The 16656-nt window shown below is 47.2% G+C and carries 16 protein-coding genes; 11 read left to right on the top strand and 5 right to left on the bottom strand.

The window, feature by feature from the left end:
• Positions 1 to 13 precede the first annotated feature (13 nt).
• The 3 genes from AC1RR2_RS17485 to AC1RR2_RS17475 all read left to right on the top strand — a co-directional run bounded on the left by AC1RR2_RS17485 (position 14) and on the right by AC1RR2_RS17475 (position 1758).
• Positions 14 to 448 (top strand): hypothetical protein, encoded by a 435-nt coding sequence (locus tag AC1RR2_RS17485; protein WP_493223559.1) that lies wholly within the window; start codon positions 14 to 16, stop codon positions 446 to 448.
• A 120-nt stretch (positions 449 to 568) separates the two neighbouring features.
• Positions 569 to 1051, top strand: coding sequence for a hypothetical protein (locus AC1RR2_RS17480; protein ID WP_493223558.1), 483 nt, complete (start codon positions 569 to 571; stop codon positions 1049 to 1051).
• A 2-nt stretch (positions 1052 to 1053) separates the two neighbouring features.
• Positions 1054 to 1758: a hypothetical protein gene (locus AC1RR2_RS17475; protein ID WP_493223557.1), complete on the top strand. Its 705-nt coding sequence runs from the start codon at positions 1054 to 1056 to the stop codon at positions 1756 to 1758.
• A gap of 93 nt (positions 1759 to 1851) precedes the next feature.
• Here AC1RR2_RS17475 and AC1RR2_RS17470 read toward each other — a convergent pair whose 3' ends face one another.
• Positions 1852 to 2502 carry a hypothetical protein gene (locus AC1RR2_RS17470; protein WP_493223556.1) on the bottom strand — a complete coding sequence of 217 codons (651 nt, stop codon included), beginning with the start codon at positions 2500 to 2502 and terminating at the stop codon, positions 1852 to 1854.
• A gap of 140 nt (positions 2503 to 2642) precedes the next feature.
• On the opposite strand from AC1RR2_RS17470, the gene AC1RR2_RS17465 reads away from it, so the two are divergent.
• Entirely contained in the window at positions 2643 to 2978 is a 336-nt protein-coding gene (locus tag AC1RR2_RS17465; RefSeq protein ID WP_493223555.1) for a PadR family transcriptional regulator, read from the top strand.
• 1 nt (position 2979) lies between these two features.
• Positions 2980 to 3927 (top strand): hypothetical protein, encoded by a 948-nt coding sequence (locus AC1RR2_RS17460; protein ID WP_493223554.1) that lies wholly within the window; start codon positions 2980 to 2982, stop codon positions 3925 to 3927.
• 164 nt (positions 3928 to 4091) lie between these two features.
• Here the strand turns inward: AC1RR2_RS17460 and ilvD are convergent, their stop codons facing one another.
• Together ilvD and AC1RR2_RS17450 are read right to left on the bottom strand one after the other, a co-directional pair.
• Entirely contained in the window at positions 4092 to 5966 is a 1875-nt protein-coding gene (gene ilvD, locus AC1RR2_RS17455) for a dihydroxy-acid dehydratase (protein WP_493223553.1), read from the bottom strand.
• A gap of 207 nt (positions 5967 to 6173) precedes the next feature.
• On the bottom strand, positions 6174 to 6611 hold the full coding sequence (locus tag AC1RR2_RS17450) for a hypothetical protein (protein ID WP_493223552.1): 438 nt from the start codon (positions 6609 to 6611) through the stop codon (positions 6174 to 6176).
• A 152-nt stretch (positions 6612 to 6763) separates the two neighbouring features.
• Here AC1RR2_RS17450 and AC1RR2_RS17445 point away from each other — a divergent pair, with 152 nt between their 5' ends.
• The 6 genes from AC1RR2_RS17445 (at position 6764) to AC1RR2_RS17420 (ending at position 11566) form a co-directional block, all read left to right on the top strand.
• Positions 6764 to 7669 (top strand): DMT family transporter, encoded by a 906-nt coding sequence (locus AC1RR2_RS17445; RefSeq protein WP_493223551.1) that lies wholly within the window; start codon positions 6764 to 6766, stop codon positions 7667 to 7669.
• Positions 7670 to 7733: 64 nt separating this feature from the next.
• Positions 7734 to 8141, top strand: coding sequence for an OsmC family protein (locus AC1RR2_RS17440; protein WP_493223550.1), 408 nt, complete (start codon positions 7734 to 7736; stop codon positions 8139 to 8141).
• Entirely contained in the window at positions 8138 to 9031 is an 894-nt protein-coding gene (locus AC1RR2_RS17435; protein ID WP_493223549.1) for a pirin family protein, read from the top strand. The genes AC1RR2_RS17440 and AC1RR2_RS17435 overlap by 4 nt, the downstream gene beginning before the upstream one ends.
• Positions 9032 to 10210: 1179 nt before the next feature.
• On the top strand, positions 10211 to 10483 hold the full coding sequence (locus AC1RR2_RS17430) for a hypothetical protein (RefSeq protein ID WP_493223548.1): 273 nt from the start codon (positions 10211 to 10213) through the stop codon (positions 10481 to 10483).
• Positions 10484 to 10626: 143 nt separating this feature from the next.
• Positions 10627 to 10998: a hypothetical protein gene (locus AC1RR2_RS17425; RefSeq protein WP_493223547.1), complete on the top strand. Its 372-nt coding sequence runs from the start codon at positions 10627 to 10629 to the stop codon at positions 10996 to 10998.
• Between the two features lie 199 nt (positions 10999 to 11197).
• Positions 11198 to 11566, top strand: a complete 369-nt coding sequence (locus AC1RR2_RS17420; protein ID WP_493223546.1) for a bleomycin resistance protein — start codon at positions 11198 to 11200, stop codon at positions 11564 to 11566.
• A 1214-nt stretch (positions 11567 to 12780) separates the two neighbouring features.
• Here AC1RR2_RS17420 and AC1RR2_RS17415 read toward each other — a convergent pair.
• Positions 12781 to 15300: a DEAD/DEAH box helicase gene (locus AC1RR2_RS17415; protein WP_493223545.1), complete on the bottom strand. Its 2520-nt coding sequence runs from the start codon at positions 15298 to 15300 to the stop codon at positions 12781 to 12783.
• A 360-nt stretch (positions 15301 to 15660) separates the two neighbouring features.
• On the bottom strand, positions 15661 to 16575 hold the full coding sequence (locus AC1RR2_RS17410) for a glutaminase (RefSeq protein WP_493223603.1): 915 nt from the start codon (positions 16573 to 16575) through the stop codon (positions 15661 to 15663).
• Positions 16576 to 16656: the final 81 nt, after the last annotated feature.

Raw genomic sequence — 16656 nt, 5'->3', positions numbered from 1 at the left:
ACCATATAAAATCATGAACCGGACTCGCGCTATCAATTTCTTGCAATTCATCGCCCTCATTCATATTCTGGTGGGCGTGGCATTGCCGCTCTATGCTTACTCAGATTTGTTTTATGCGTATTCAAACTTGATACGCGATGCGTTTTGGCATACTCAAACGCAGCCAACCGAAGCTCTGGACTTTGAGCGCTGGATCATCGCCTTGTTCGGCCCCACTGTGGCTAGTTGGGGCGTTCTGTTATTCACGATCACTTTCTATAGCAAGAGAATTTCAAGCTATAAACCGTGGTCTGGTATTCTAGGCGCGACAGCAATTTGGGGAATATTAGATATTGGTATTTCTATGAGCAAAGGATTTTATGTTCATTTAGCAATTGACCTGCTCGCGATACTTGCCATCGCCATGCCTGCTTTTTATCTCTTCAGGCTAGATAAAAATGATCAATGAAGGCTAGTGATTTCCATCAAAGGCCAATAGCAAAACTTGCCTTGCCCGAAGCCTGAATTAAGGCTATTTTGAGCATCAGCGATTTTTTTACAAATCAAGTGCAAACTAAGGAGTAATGAATTGCCTGTTCTAAAATTTTTTGAAAAAGCAGTCTTGCTAAGCGTCTTACTCTGGCCAAGCTTGGTCTTAGCTAATGCTGCGACTAAGGAGACGTCTACGATAGTTGGCTTATGGATGGAGACCAGCAATTTCCCAGCCTCCAGCATTATTCGATTCAGCAAGAATGGAAAACAATTTGTTGGCAAGTATGCTCAAGTAAGCGCGGAACAAAAAGAATGGGGATTTTCTGAAGGCGAAACGATCATTCGTGGCATCATAAAAAATGGTGTTTTCGAAGGTGAAGTTCTATTAAAGCCACGTCGCGGGAAAAAAGAAAATTGTTTGAAAGAATTGTATGGGTGGCGTCGCATAGCAATGAAATTGAAGGGCTCTAACCGTCTTGAAGGCGCTTGGCTGCAATCTATAGTTGACTGCCATGATTCATGTACCGTGATAGGCGAAGCATGGCAAGACTATGCGATTGAAAAATTGCGAGTGAAATAAGCATGTACGATATCAAGCAATTTCATCAAGCCCCTATGAAGCGCAGAAATATGTTGATCGCTATTGCACTAATTTTTGCTAGTTTCACATCACCTGTATCCGCACAAACCAATTGTCCAGTCAAAGTTGAGAGCGCCTATGACTGCGCGAAATATCTGGAACAAGAACTACGCAAAAAATATCCAACGCGGGTACGCCGCAATGGCAACATTTTGGAAATTAAACCGTCAGCCGCGCCCGTCAAAGTATTCAAAAATATCGACAGCGACAGTGATGACTTTCGCATCTATCAATTTACAAAATATTTCCCAGAAATAGCTTACGGCCTGCTGGAAACCACTTACTACGAAGGCGGTACTTACGACTTAATCGATATGAAATTCGGCAAGCTCACCAACATAGGCGGTGATGCCATAATCTCGCCTAACCAACGAAGAATGGCCGTCGCACACGCTGATATTGAAGCAGGCTATGCACCGAATGTTCTAAGCGTTTATCTAATTACGCCCAATGGAATCATCAAAGAATTTGATATGCGACCTGCCGAATGGGGAGCGGAAGACCTCAAGTGGGACAGCAATACCAGCATTTCATTTAATAAGATTTACTGGCAAAAAAACGAAATCGTAAAAACGAAACACAAGTTACAATTTCAAGGCAGCGACATCAAGAAGCAAGGTAAATGGACAAGCGACGCCAAGCTTTAAATCATTGAAAACATCCCTCACTATCACGCAAATCAAATTTGCAAGGCGTAGTATATTTGCTTACACATAGTAGGCCGCACTACAACGCCAACTCTATTTGCATTTCCCCATAGCTGCCGCCGTTGCCAGTGCCGGAATTGCGAGCAAGCCTTTAAACGAGTCTAGCCCCAATTTGGTCGTAGTGCCTCGCGCGAGGCAATCAGGAATGACTGCATTATTGGCCGCACTTTGAAATACTTCATATTTATTGGCACGCTCTGCTTGTAATGCAATCGCCTTGCGATCACCCATTTTTTGAATATCTGAGCGCGCATCTTGAAAGGCGCTTATCACTGACTTTCCTTTAATTTTTTTTGCCCAAGTGTCTGCTGTTGACTCTGAAGTGTGACTCGTTATCGTTGTTAATGCAGTCTCGGCGATCTGGGTGGAAGCGTCCGAGGCACTTACCGAGGCAGGCGAATCTGGATCACGACTAAAAGCTGCTTTTACTGACAAATTTTTCGCACGATGCCGAATGGGCGCCTTCTTGGTCACCATATTGGCTGAATTATTTACTGACTCACTTGGCCATGGTTGAGCGATAAAAGCTAACTGAAAAATCGTGGATGACGTAGGCGCTTTTTTAGCATCATGACTTCGATGCAAACTTAAACCCAACATCAAGGGAAATAAAGTAGCTGCCAGCGCACCAAGCAAGCGTTGCGACATGCCGCCTGAAAATTCAAAACGATTTTTTAAATACAAAATATTTTCCTCATCGTCATCCGACTCTATGCATGCCCTGCTCTATCACGCAACTTAGCAACAGCCTCGAATTATACAAAAAAAGCAACAACACAAAAATCTATTTGACATACTGTGCAACACACAGTACAGTGCACCACATGGCTACTACAGATAACTTCGGAAAACTAGAACTCGAACTGCGACGCGGCGTGGTGGTGCTTGCCACGCTTTCGCAATTGCGCAAACCGCGCTACGGGTATGAGCTGCGTCAAGCCTTGGCCGAACAGGGAATGTCAATTGAGGAAGGTACTTTATATCCTCTGCTACGCAGATTAGAAACGCAGGGCTTACTGCAAAGTGAGTGGAAGATAGAAGACGGTCCGCCACGTCGCTACTACTCACTCAATGCGGATGGTAAGAAATTATTCAAGAAACTGACAGAGTCATGGCAAGGCATGAACGATGTCATGGGACGACTTTTACAGGAGGACTAAGATGAACGCCAATGATGTCATTACATCGTATGTCAATGAGGTCGCATTGCAATTGCCACGCAAGCAGCGCAACGACGTGGCATTTGAATTACGTGCTTTGTTATTGGAAGAATGTCAGGCCAAAGCGGAAGAAACTGGTCGCCAACTTGACGCCGAACTCGTCATCGATTTCTTGCAAGCCTTCGGACATCCAAACGAAGTAGCTGCACGCTATCAACCAGCACTTACCATTATTGATACAGCAGATGGCCGCAAATTCTTACATCTGACCATCATCGGCTTAGTAGTGATCTGGAGTTTAGGTTTACTTTCTAATTTGAGTCAGCCTATCAACTCCGGAACAGATTTTATTCGCGCACTCAGTTCATGGTGGGGGAAAACCGTGATTCCGTCTTTCTGGTGGCCCGGTGTGTTGGTTGTCGGTTTTGGCCTTGCATCATGGGCGCGTCAACACTATCCGATGAAATCCACATGGAAACCACGCGCACAAGACCGGATAACAGGAGGTCGCCTAGCGGTGGCTTTAGGATTGATTGCCATGCTGTGCGGAATCTATTTGCTGGCTAATCCTAGCTCGATTTTAGATGTCATCTGGGCCGGCAAAGCAGCGCCTGCTGCCTATATGGCATTAACGTATACCGATTCTTTTTTGCAGCGTCAGGCGCCACTCCTATTTACATTGGTGGTACTGAATATTCCTTTTTACTTCACGGTCATGATTCAGGGGCGATGGACACCTTTATTACGACGTATGGAAACTGGTTTGAGCTTGTTGACTTGTGCGGTAATGACATGGGCGATCGCCGATGGCGCCATCATGATGTCCCCTGCTAGCGATTCCACCGCCAAGTTTTTCATGGGCGTGATTGTGGCGTGTTCGCTGTTAATTATGGGAGTGGAAATCGTGCGACAAGTGAAACCAAGGCCAAATCAAGGTTTACAAGCGTAGTAGGAACTTTTCTTTCTCCCATGTTTTTTACAAACACAACAACACAAGTCGAGATAGAGATGACATTCCCTCTCCCGCTTGCGGGAGAAGGGAGTATGTGCACAAGTTATTTTGCTCTTGCGCTTGCACAGACACTGATGATCTTAGCTTGCAGCACCCCTTAACTAACGACGCAACTGCGTAATATCTCGCACAGCACCGCGATCTGCCGAAGTCGCTAATGCCGCATACGCTTGCAAAGCCTGTGACACATAGCGATCACGATTCACTGGCTGCCAAGCCAAAGCGCCTTTCGCTTCCATCGCCGCGCGACGTGCGGCCAAAGTCTCATCGCTGATATCCAGACGTATGCTGCGATTTGGAATGTCGATTAAGATTTGATCGCCCTCTTCGACCAGACCAATCGCTCCGCCTTCGGCCGCTTCGGGTGAAGCATGACCTATCACCAAACCGGATGAGCCGCCAGAGAATCGACCATCGGTAAAAAGTGCACAAGCTTTGCCCAAGCCCTTAGATTTGATATACGAAGTTGGGTACAACATCTCTTGCATACCTGGCCCACCTTTCGGGCCTTCGTAGCGAATAATCACCACATCACCTTCATGCACGGTATCGCCCAAAATCGCTGCGACCGCATCGTCTTGACTTTCAAAAACACGCGCCTTGCCGCTGAAGGTCAAAATACTTTCATCGACGCCAGCGGTCTTCACGATGCAACCTTTTTCCGCCAGATTGCCGTACAAGACCGCAAGGCCGCCATCTTTGGAATAGGCATGCTCGTAATCACGGATACAACCATTCGCGCGATCTGTATCCAAACTATCAAAGCGCTTATCTTGTGAGAAAGCAGTTTGGGTAGGAACACCACCCGGTGCTGCCATAAATAATTTTCTAACCGCGGCGTCGTCACTAACAGCGATATCGTTATGCGCAATCGCTTCGGCAAAAGTCGGCGCGTGTATCGTCGGGCGGGTCGTATCAAATAAATTCGCACGTGCCAATTCACCTAAAATCGCGATAATGCCACCCGCACGATGCACGTCTTCGATATGATATTTATCCGTCATCGGTGCGACTTTACACAAACAAGGAACTTTGCGTGAAATGCGATCGATATCGGCCATTTTGAAATCCACGCCAGCCTCATGTGCTGCTGCCAACAAATGCAATACCGTATTGGTGGAGCCGCCCATAGACACATCGAGTGCCATGGCGTTTTCGAAGGTCGCTTTGTTGGCAATCGAGCGGGGCAAGATGGTGTAATCATCCTGCTCATAATGGCGCTTGGCCAAATCCACGATCAAACGACCAGCGCGCAAAAACAATTCCTTACGGTCGGCATGGGTCGCCAAAATCGTGCCATTGCCTGGCAACGCTAAACCTAAAGCTTCCATCAAACAGTTCATGGAATTTGCGGTGAACATACCTGAGCACGAACCGCAAGTCGGGCAAGCTGAACGCTCGATACGTCCGATTTCTTCATCGCTAACCTTGCTATCACCGGCCTTAATCATGGCATCGACCAAATCGATTTTCATGATTTTTTGCTCGCCGGTTTGTTTTGGATGCAAGGTTTCTAAAACCTTACCCGCTTCCATAGGACCACCAGAAACAAACACCACAGGAATATTCAAGCGCATCGCTGCCATCAACATGCCAGGCGTAATTTTGTCGCAATTCGAAATACACACCATGGCATCGGCGCAATGGGCGTTCACCATGTATTCGACCGAATCCGCGATCAATTCGCGCGATGGCAGTGAATACAACATGCCGCCATGTCCCATCGCGATACCATCATCCACCGCAATGGTATTGAATTCCTTCGCCACACCGCCAGCCGCTTCAATCTCACGTGCCACCATTTGACCTAAGTCTTTTAAATGTACGTGACCCGGCACAAACTGCGTGAAAGAGTTAACCACCGCCACAATCGGCTTTTCAAAATCGCCATCCATCATCCCAGTGGCACGCCATAAGGCGCGGGCACCTGCCATGTTGCGACCGTGGGTGGTGGTTCGGGAACGATATACGGGCATGAGATCACCTCAAAAAAGGAAAATAGAAAATCTAAACCACAAGAGTGCCGCAAGGCATTTAATATGTCAAATAGTTAAAATATTACATATTAGGTCGATTTACATATAAATATAGCGATCTTGATGAGTCTCGATATAGAAGTCATGCAATTAGCAATGAGCTAAGACAGAAGCCTGCTGAGAAACTTTGTAGGCGCCTAGTTTGCACTAAGCTAGCCGGGTTCGGGCTAAAAATTCATAATGCGGATAATCATCAACCGCAAACGAAAAACCTCTACTTTGCAACCACAAGCAGGCGTCTTCCAACTTGGTGAAATAGGCCACTAAGTCTTCCGAAAATTTACCCGTTTGACGCTGATGTATCATTTTGCGTAATGCACTAGGAATGACCACAGCAAGTCCTTGGCAGTTATTAGCAAATGCATAGGCGCGCATTTCGGCAAATATCGCTAGCGCAGCGGCGCCCGACATATCCCAATTTTCGGAATGACTTAAGGCAACCCAGGCCCGGTCTAAGGGTGCTTTTTGCATCGCCTCCGCAAAATAGGCGCGCGTACCAGGTTCATTGAAAACCCCCGCAAAGCTTGACACCAGCACATCACGCACCACACTAATTTCCCATTCCCCATGTATTTTATTTAACATCGAAAAACACCTACCTGAGTCAATTTATCCAAATCGCAGCATGTACAGCGCAAGCTCAGACAATTAGCCAGATAAATAGTTCCATGCGGCAACAAAATACTAGCATTCCAATTAACGTGGATAATACAAAACTAAATTACCTTCCTATCCCTATGCGCCATAAGCTCTCAATTAACACCATCATCCTACTCACCATCCCGCCCATGCTATGGGCTGCGAACGCCATCGTTGGGCGTCTGATTTATCACGACATTCCCCCTGTAACTTTGAATTTTCTACGCTGGCTGTGCGCCTTCTTCATTTTGTTGCCGTTTGCTTATCCTATTTTCAAAACTAACAGCAGCCTTTGGCGCGATGCTAAGCGCTATGCGGTCTTGGGTCTATTAGGCATAGGTGTCTACAATGCCTTGCAATATGCCGCACTGCAAAGTTCGGGCCCTATTAATGTCACCTTAGTCGCATCCGGCATGCCCGTTTGGATGATGCTAGTCGGTTGGCTTTTCTTTGATGCCCAAATACGTATGCTGCAAATCGCAGGCGCAGCGCTTTCTATTGTTGGTGTGCTATTGGTGCTAAGTCGTGGCAAACTCGAGCATCTGCTCGCCTTACATTTAGTTGCAGGCGACCTACTCATGATCGCCGCCACCATCGCCTGGTCGTTTTATAGCTGGCTACTCACTGACCAGAGCAAGTATCAAGAGCTACGACCGCGCTGGACCTTTTTTTTGCTCGCACAAATCAGCTTTGGTGTGATCTGGTCAGGACTATTTGCCGCTGGAGAATGGGCGTTAATCGATTACCACATTCAGTGGAGCTGGCAATTACTGGCTGCAATTATCTTCGTTGCTATTGGCCCCGCCTTGATCGCTTTTCGCTGTTGGGGCGCAGGAGTACAAAAAGCCGGACCCAATGTGGCGGGATTTTTCGTCAATCTGACACCCTTGTTCACGACGATTTTGTCTGCTGCAATTTTGGGAGAGCTACCTGATTGGTATCACGGTCTAGCTTTCTTCCTCATCGTCGCAGGCATCGTGATTTCATCCAAACAAAAAATTTGAACCGTACTGGCAGTATTTGCGATCATGCTTGGTTAAAATGTACCTTAACCTTTAAGGAAAAACAATGAACATCAGTTTAGAAAGCAAAGCCCAAGCACTATTAGCACAGACCCTGCACATGGGAGATCATCAACTGACTACAGACGTTTCCAGCGCCGAAGGTGGTGAAGATCTGGGACCTAGTCCACACGATCTCTACGATGCTGCACTAGCGTCCTGTAAGGCCTTAACCGTAATGTGGTTCGCCCGTAAAAAGAATATTCCTGTCACGCACATAGATACCCGAATAGAACGCGACGATAGCGATGAACGACAAGGCATTTATCGATTAAGCACTCAGCTAATTATTCACGGCGACATCAGTGAGGTAGAATTTTCCCAACTGAGTGCAGTCGCAGAAAAATGCCCAGTGCATAAACTAATGACTAGCGTCACCACAGAAATCACCACGAAAGTCGAGCGTGCAAAATGAGTACCAGCTATCCATTTGACCCCACTAAAGTACTCAAAGCCCATGGCAAAGATCTAGGCGGCGGCTTTGTCGTCAATCGTTTGTTACCATCCGCAAAACGGCAGGCAGTCGGCCCATTTATCTTCTTCGATCACTTTGGTCCAGTGACCGTCAAGCCCGAAGACAATCACGATGTCCGCCCCCACCCTCACATAGGCTTAGCGACAATAACGTATTTATTCGATGGCGTGATTCTGCACAGAGACAATCTCGGCTACACCCAACGCATAGAACCTGGTGCGATCAATTTGATGATCGCCGGAAGTGGCATCGTCCACTCAGAACGTAAGCCAGAAGAACAAAAGAATGACACCTACGTCAACCACGGTTTGCAATTATGGATAGCCGTACCCGAAGACAAGGAAAAAATCCCCGCCTCGTTTAGCCATACGCCTGCTTCCGCCATCCCGGAAATCAGCAATGGCAATGCAACCATACGCGTATTAGTCGGAAGCGCATTTGGCGCCAACTCTCCCGTCCCAACTTTAGCGCCGACACTTTATCTCGATATTCAATTGCCGCCGAATAGTCAATGGCAATTACCGATGCTGGCGGACGAGCAAGCGATATATCCGATCGAAGGTGAAGTCTTAGTCGCTGGCGAGAGCTTGGAATCACATACGATGTTAGTCATCGATCAGGAGCAAAGTATCAGCAGTGGAGACCGTCCGACACGCTTGGTACTTGTAGGTGGTCAGGCTTTGGGGCATCGATTTATGTGGTGGAATTTTGTTGCTAGTCATAAGGAAGATATTGAGGCTGCATCGCTGGCATGGGAGGCTGGTGATAGTGCTTTGGGTATGGGGCAAGTGCCTGGTGAGAGTGAGCGGATTCCTTTGCCTAAGCGATAGTTTGACTAAGCTTCGCATTTAAACAAGTTTTTTCAAGCGATAATAAGTATAAGCAAGCATGGCAAACAGAAAACCAAAATCAAATGTTCGACCAGGAGTTGATGACCTTGGACGAACTCCATTGCACTATGCAATTCTGTAGGGCGGGTGCAACCCGCACCGCCTGACTCTTCAAGTCGCCGCGTGAGTAAAGTGAGATCAAAAAAGTTTAACGACAAATCCTTGAAATAGATTTACAGCACCGGGTTGTGCCTGTCCCAAACAACTAATTTTTCTTCTATTTCAAGTTTTTTGCTTGGAATGTTTTTTTCCTGTGCTCGCCGTTCACAGGTCGGGTGTGGCCCGACAGCCAATTACCTTTTTTGCTTCGCCAAAAAAGGTAATCCAAAAAAGGCGACCGTAGACTCGCCCTGCGGGTGCTTACGCTACGCTCCAGCATAATTTGTGCTTCACAAAAAATGGGAAAGTGTTGAAACTCGCTACGCTCAAACACAACACTTTCTTATCCATTTTCTGTGAAGCACAAATTACATCGTCTTGAACGGGGGTAGGTCAAAGGCAAATTCAAAAACAACCGCCATCAACGACTAATTCTACGTATCGTCATTCCCGCGAAGGCGGGAATCCAGCGGCGTACAAGCCGAACGTCACTGGATCCCTGCCTACGCAGGGATGACATCTCGATTTTTTGAGCTTAACTGAGCGCCAATACGGTTGATACTGTTTGTTTTGATGTTGGGGCTGCTTTTTGATGTTGGGGTTGCTTTTGACTTTGACGCTGTTCCACTTCTGACACTGCCAATTGTGCGGGACAGAAAATGGATAAAGAAAGCTTCATTGTTTGAGCGTAGCGAGTTTCGAAGCTTTCCCATTTTTTGTCTTGCACAATTGGGAAGCCGAAGGCCAGTGGCAGCGTGGTCGCCTTTCTTTGCTTCCTTTCTTTGCTTCCTTTCTTTGGCGAAGCAAAGAAAGGAATCTGTTGGACTATAGTCCAACCTATCGGGCCACCCCCGACCTACAGACCGCGGATCAACGACAAAACAAATACAAGCTCGAAAGCCCTGTAGAGTGAATACAACCCTCGCTGCCAGAACTTTCAAGGGTTTGAAACAAATTGAATTCCAATAGGCACTCGGATATCATTTCATTTTGAAATTTAAATCATCGATAGATTCCAGGATGAATAGAGAAATTAGCGTCGAGAAAATTGTTGGCCGTTGGACTGGGTCTGCTGATACAGGTCTCACGCAACGCTGCAAAGAGGCATGGGCCACGCCTCTAATGGAACTTTCAGACCTGATGGTCGCTACCTTGTTAAACCAAAAAATTGCTTTTCCTAGAGTTTTAATCGAGGCAGAGTATAGGCTTGCGAATACAGATCGCGATGATAGCGAACTATTTGAAAATCAATTACAAGAAGCGGTTACAAGAGCCAAAGCCAGCGCAATCTAACAATTCAATGCTGATCCTAGGCCGGGTGCAACCAGCGCCACCAGAATTTTCGATATGTGGCGATGGTGATTGAGAGTGAGAAAAATAGTTGAACGACAAATCGTTGGAATCAAACTACAAGCCAACTAACAGGAAATTCTTTCATGCCTTTGAATATTAAAAAAGCCGTTGTAGCACTTATACTTTCATGCATTTCGACCTTGATTGCAGTTTATTTTGATGGTCTTGAGTACGAAGATATCAGTTTCAGTGACCCGCTTACCTTAGGAATTAATGTTATCTGGACCTTCATTGTTGCTTGGATAATTTGGGATCTCATTAGAGGAAAGAGTATCAAATTAACTTTGATTTTAGTTGGCCTAATAATGCTCGTATCTCTGGTTTGGGATCTAATGCAGTATGGCATTGGGGTCGCGCAAATTTTTTATGCTTTTGAACTTTTAATGTTTGTTGCAGCTTATGTTTTTATTGCGTCCGAAGAAAGCAAGGCTTGGTATGCTAAAAAAAATCTATAACGAATTTTTAACACCGCTTCTCGCTTTGTTGCATTGATCAGCTTTGTAAGGCCCGCCCACTGACAACTAAGAGACTCACACGGTAAATTTATTCCAACAAACGACCAATGCACAACAAATCGCTTCGTCAATGTCGCGGGGCGAATTGTGCCGACACTATACAAGCTAAGCTTAGACCGCGGAATAGAAGGAGCAAGCCATGGCAATCATCCCAACTATTCGCTGCCGTAATATAAAAACAGCGTTGAAGTTCTATACGAGCATTCTGGACTTTGAGCGATTGGATAATGAGCTTCCCGAAGATGATCCTTCATTCTGCGTCCTAATCAGAGGGTCTGATCGAATATTCCTTTCCAGTCACAGCGGCGACGGTGTGTTTGGTCAAGCTATTGTTGTGCTGACTGATGAAATCGACGCACTGTTTAAACGTTATCTTGCTCGGGGACTTGTTACGCCGGGAAATCCTGACTCTCCAGTACATGAAGGACCATTAGACCAGACTTGGGGAACTCGCGAATTCTACGTCAACGATCCAGATGGCAATACATTGCGCTTTGTGCAGGAATAGAGCCTCTGGTTTTCGATATGCCTATTCATCAAATCAAAATCATGCAGGGCAGGTGCAACCCGCACCGCCTGACTCTTCAAGTCGCCGCGTGGGTAAAGTGAGATCAAAAAAGTTTAACGACAAATCCTTGAAATAGATTTACAGCACCGGGTTGTACCTGTCCCAAACAACTAATTTTTCTTCTATTTCAAGTTTTTTTGCTTGGAATGTTTTTTTCCTGTGCTCATCGTTCACAGGTCGGGTGTGGCCCGACAGCCAATTACCTTTTTTGCTTCGCCAAAAAAGGTAATCCAAAAAAGGCGACCGTAGACTCGCCCTGCGGGTGCTTACGCTACGCTCCAGCATAATTTGTGCGTCCCAAAAAATGGGAAAGTGTTGAAACTCGCCTGCGGCTCAGACAGCAACACTTTCTTATCCATTTTCTGGGACGCACAAATTACATCGTCTCTAACGGGGGTAGGTCAAAGGCAAATTCAAAAACAACCGCCATCAACGGCTAATTCTACGTATCGTCATTCCCGCGAAGGCGGGAATCCAGTGGCGTACAAGCCGAACGTCACTGGATCCCTGCCTACGCAGGGATGACATCTCGATTTTTTGAGCTTAACTGAGCGCCAATACGGTTGATACTGTTTGTTTTGATGTTGGGGCTGCTTTTTGATGTTGGGGTTGCTTTTGACTTTGACGCTGTTCCACTTCTGACACTGCCAATTGTGCAGGACAGAAAATGGATAAAGAAAGTCTTGTGTTTGAGCGCAGCGAGTTTCAATACTTTCCCATTTTTTGTCCTGCACAATTGGGAAGCCGAAGGCCAGTGGCAGCGTGGTCGCCTTTCTTTGCTTCCTTTCTTTGGCGAAGCAAAAAAGGTAACTGGCTGTCGGGCCACTCCCGACCTACAGACTGCAGATCAACGACAAAAAAATACGATCAAAAAATAACCAGTCTTACTGGAACCAAGGCGATAACCCATACCCATCCCAACCTTCCCCTTGAAGGGAAAGGAGTATACAAACCACATAATACGGTCAAAAAAGTTCTGATCTCCTTGAGATTGCAAATCAGAGACGAGCCTTGAAAGGATGGTGCAACCCACGCCGTCAAAATTTTTAACATGCCGCGATGGTGAATTGAAACGAGAGAAAATAGTTGAACGATAAATCGTTAAAATCTATTTACAGCGCGGGTTGCACCCGCCCTACAAAACCTAAAGTCAATCAAAAGCCGACCTCCCCATACAAGCCCAAAGGCTGCAACAATCCCTGCAAATCCTCAACATTAAACTTCGCAGAAAACGCCGCATCACTACCAAGCACGCCTTCTGCCAATGCCGCTTTGCGTTCTTGCAAACCGAGTATGCGCTCTTCTATGCTGCCCTCGACTACCAGCTTAAACACGAATACATTCTTGTCCTGACCGATACGATGGGCGCGTGAGGTGGCTTGTTCTTCGACGGCGGGATTCCACCATGGGTCCATGTGAATCACGGTATCAGCTGCCGTTAAATTCAAACCCACACCACCAGCTTTTAAGCTGATCAGCATAATAGGCGGCGCATTGTCTTCAGCTTGATTTTGAAATCGCGCTACTACCGCACCACGTTGTGCTACCGGCGTTTTTCCGGTCAGACTCAAAAACGGTAAAGCCAACTTCTCCAACTGTACTGCGATCAAATCCAACATCTCGGTGAACTGGGAAAATACCAAAATACGCCTACCTTCTGCTACTAGGCTAGGCAGCATATCGCTGAGCATTTCTAGCTTGGCGCGCTCCATGTTGTCGGGGGTCTTGGAACCCTTTAAAAGATAGGGATCACAGCAAACCTGACGTAGTTTTAAGAGAGCATCGAGTATCGTAATCTGGCTGCCAGCAAAGCCTCTGCGCTGTAAGAGCTTTCTAATTTGTTCATCCGCTGCGACCCGCACGCTTTCATACAATTCACGCTGCTGTCCTTGCAATTGCAAGCGTTTAATCACCTCGGTCTTGGCTGGCAATTCACTTGCGACTTCATCTTTACGTCGCCGCAAAATGAAGGGTCGCACACGCCGCGCTAACAATTGCGCCCGCAGCGTTTCACCATTAACTTCGATAGGCTTACGCCAGAGCCGTGTGAAGCTGCGCATATCGCCTAAAAATCCCGGCATCAAAAAATCAAACTGCGTCCACAGTTCACCGAGATTATTTTCCAGCGGCGTGCCCGTAATACAGATTCGGTGGCGTGCACACAAACGACGTACGGCATCGGCAGCACGACTCGAAGCATTCTTCACAGTTTGCGCCTCATCCAAAATGAGGAGATGAAATGTTTGCTGTTCCAAAACAGCTAAATCACGCCACAACAAAGGATAAGTGGTCAATACAATATCGACATCAGCCATCTGGCAAAAATTCTCTGAACGTTGCGCGCCCTGTAATGCCAGCACACGCAAACCTGGTGCCATGCGCTGCGCTTCAGCCTGCCAGTTAAACACCAACGAGGTCGGCAGCACAATCAAAGCAGGCTTATCCAAACGCCCTGCTTGCTTCTCTATCAAAATATGCGCCAAGGCTTGCGCCGTTTTACCCAAGCCCATATCGTCCGCCAAAATACCAGCGAGATGATGTTCACGCAAATACTGCAACCACGCGACACCATGCAATTGATATGGCCGCAAGGTGATGCCCAAACCAGTTGGCGCAGCGATAGGCTTTAATTCGCCGACCATTTGCAAGCGTTGCGCCAATTCACGCAAACCCAGATCACCACGCAATTGCCAGCCACCGTGCACACCAGCCCGCGCGACCTGACTATCAAGCAAAGATTGGCGCAAGGCTTCGAGTCGATAGCCATCCCAAGCCGACAAGTGCAAAGGTCCCGCCAGTCGATCTTGTGGGCGCTGCTCGTCGGTCAACAATTCCAACATGTGGGTGACTATCGCTTTCAAAGGCGCAGCCAAAGCATCGATACGCTTACCACCCGGTGCACGCAATTGTATGACTGCCAGATCGTCAATCGCCGCCACCTGCCTGGCGTCCAGCCAACGCGCATCACGTCGCAACAAATTCGCCAGCATAGGCACCAGATCCACAATCTGCCCATCAATCTCAACACCCAAACTCAACAACCACGAACCTTCTCGCGCCGGCAAGCCCACGGGCACAATGGCCGGCGCATAGCCACGCATCGGTGCGGCGACTTCTTTGCCTAACACTTCGCCGCTGGCGGGATCAATTATCAAATGCCAGGCATCCACAGGCACGCTCTCATGTGCAAAACCTGGACGCACGACAACACGCCAACCTAGTGCCTGCAAACGCGGCAATTCCTCGGCCCAAAAATCCGCAAAAAAATCCTCTTGCTGTAAACTCCATAGCGGACCAAATTGCAAAGCCGCTTCCTCACTACGCCATTGCAAACTCTTGGCGGGCACAGGTTGTAAATTCAAGTCCCACACTTTATCCAAAGCATCCGCTTCCGCACCGAGATCGCGGACTAGCACGACTGGCTGGCCTTGCGCGTCTTCCATTAAATGAGTGGCATGGGGTCGGCGATTCAATAGCGTGATTGGTGCTGGCGTGGTCCAGCTCAGACCAGTGTCGGTTGTGTATAGCCAATCGATTTGCACCACAGTGACGCTGCCACCACGCGGACCGAACCTACCTGTAGGTTTCATGCCTAATAAGCCGTCACCGCGGTGTAGGGTTTGTAGGGTGATGCGGGGTTGAAAGTGAGCTTGCTGACTTGTTGGGGATGGCATTTGGATCTCAATACATACTTTGTTTTGAAAGAAGTATACCGAGCTTTATTGATTCGAATTTTAATTTTACGTAAGGATAGGTTTGAGCCTTAAATCGCTCATAGTAGACGTAACGCAGCTGCATACTTAGCGAATAAGTTGTGGCTTTATTCGACTCTTATATATTTGACGCTAAATTATTTTTTGGCTTGCTGATCGTTTGCAGATCGGGTGTGCCGCAACGGCCAAATTTCTCCACAATGGCATTCGCTGGCCTGTTCAAACCTAAATGCCTCTGTTCCCCGCTTATGAATGCGCTTGCATCTACACGCAATTTGAAAATTTCATACCATGTTTAAAATAGCTTAAGACGGATTCTGATCAAAAAATCGACCGAGCTGTCATCGTCGTAAACAACTCTAAAGCCATCACACCGGCTAAAGAATTACCCGCAGGGTCAAGTCCGGGTGACCAGACACAGACCGCCAACTCGCCCGGCACAAGAGCCAAGATGCCACCGCCCACGCCGCTCTTGGCGGGCAAACCGACGCGAAAAGCGAAGTCGCCTGCCACGTCATAGGTACCGCAAGTGAGCATCAAGGCATTGAGTCGTTTGGCAGAACTAGAATCCAAAATCTTGTTGCCATTCCAAGGGATGGTGCCATGATTAGCTAAAAAGCTTCCCGCCTTAGCTAACTCCAGGCAGGTCATGGTGATAGCACATTGACGACAGTAACTAGCGATTACTGAGTCGACCGGATTATGCAAATTGCCAAAGTCTTTCATCAAATGCGCAATCGCACTATTTCTATGTGCATGCTTCTCTTCAGAGATCGCTACCTCACGATCAAAATCAATCTTTACTTCATCCGCCAACATACGCATAAACTGCAAAACGGCAATATCGGCCTGCACAAAGCGCTGCGCCAAGATATCGTTAATGACCAAGGCACCTGCATTGATAAACGGATTTCGCGGTATACCGCGTTCGTACTCTAACTGGGACAAGGAGTTAAATGGATTACCCGAAGGCTCACGCCCTACCCGCTTCCAAATGGCATTGCCTTCACGTTCAAATGCCAAGGACAAAGCGAATAATTTGGTGATACTTTGCGTGGAAAATTTTTGTTGCGCATCACCGACCGTAAAACTACGTCCATCCAAACAGTAGACTGCCATGCCGAAATGTTGTGGTGAAACTTTGGACAGCTCGGGAATATAAGTCGCAACCTTGCCTTGAGCCAGCAAGGGCTGAATTTCTTGATGGATGTCGTCGAGGATTTGTTGGTAATTGATGGTCATCGTATCAGCGGCATTTTGAAATTGCATCAGATTCTACGCATAAAACCTCAATCAGGGAATGCCGGTATGACCAGT

This window comes from Undibacterium sp. GW821-FHT11H02, from assembly GCF_058808015.1.
Note: the sequence above shows the minus strand (reverse complement) of the source record. Positions and strands in the feature narration are given on the sequence as shown.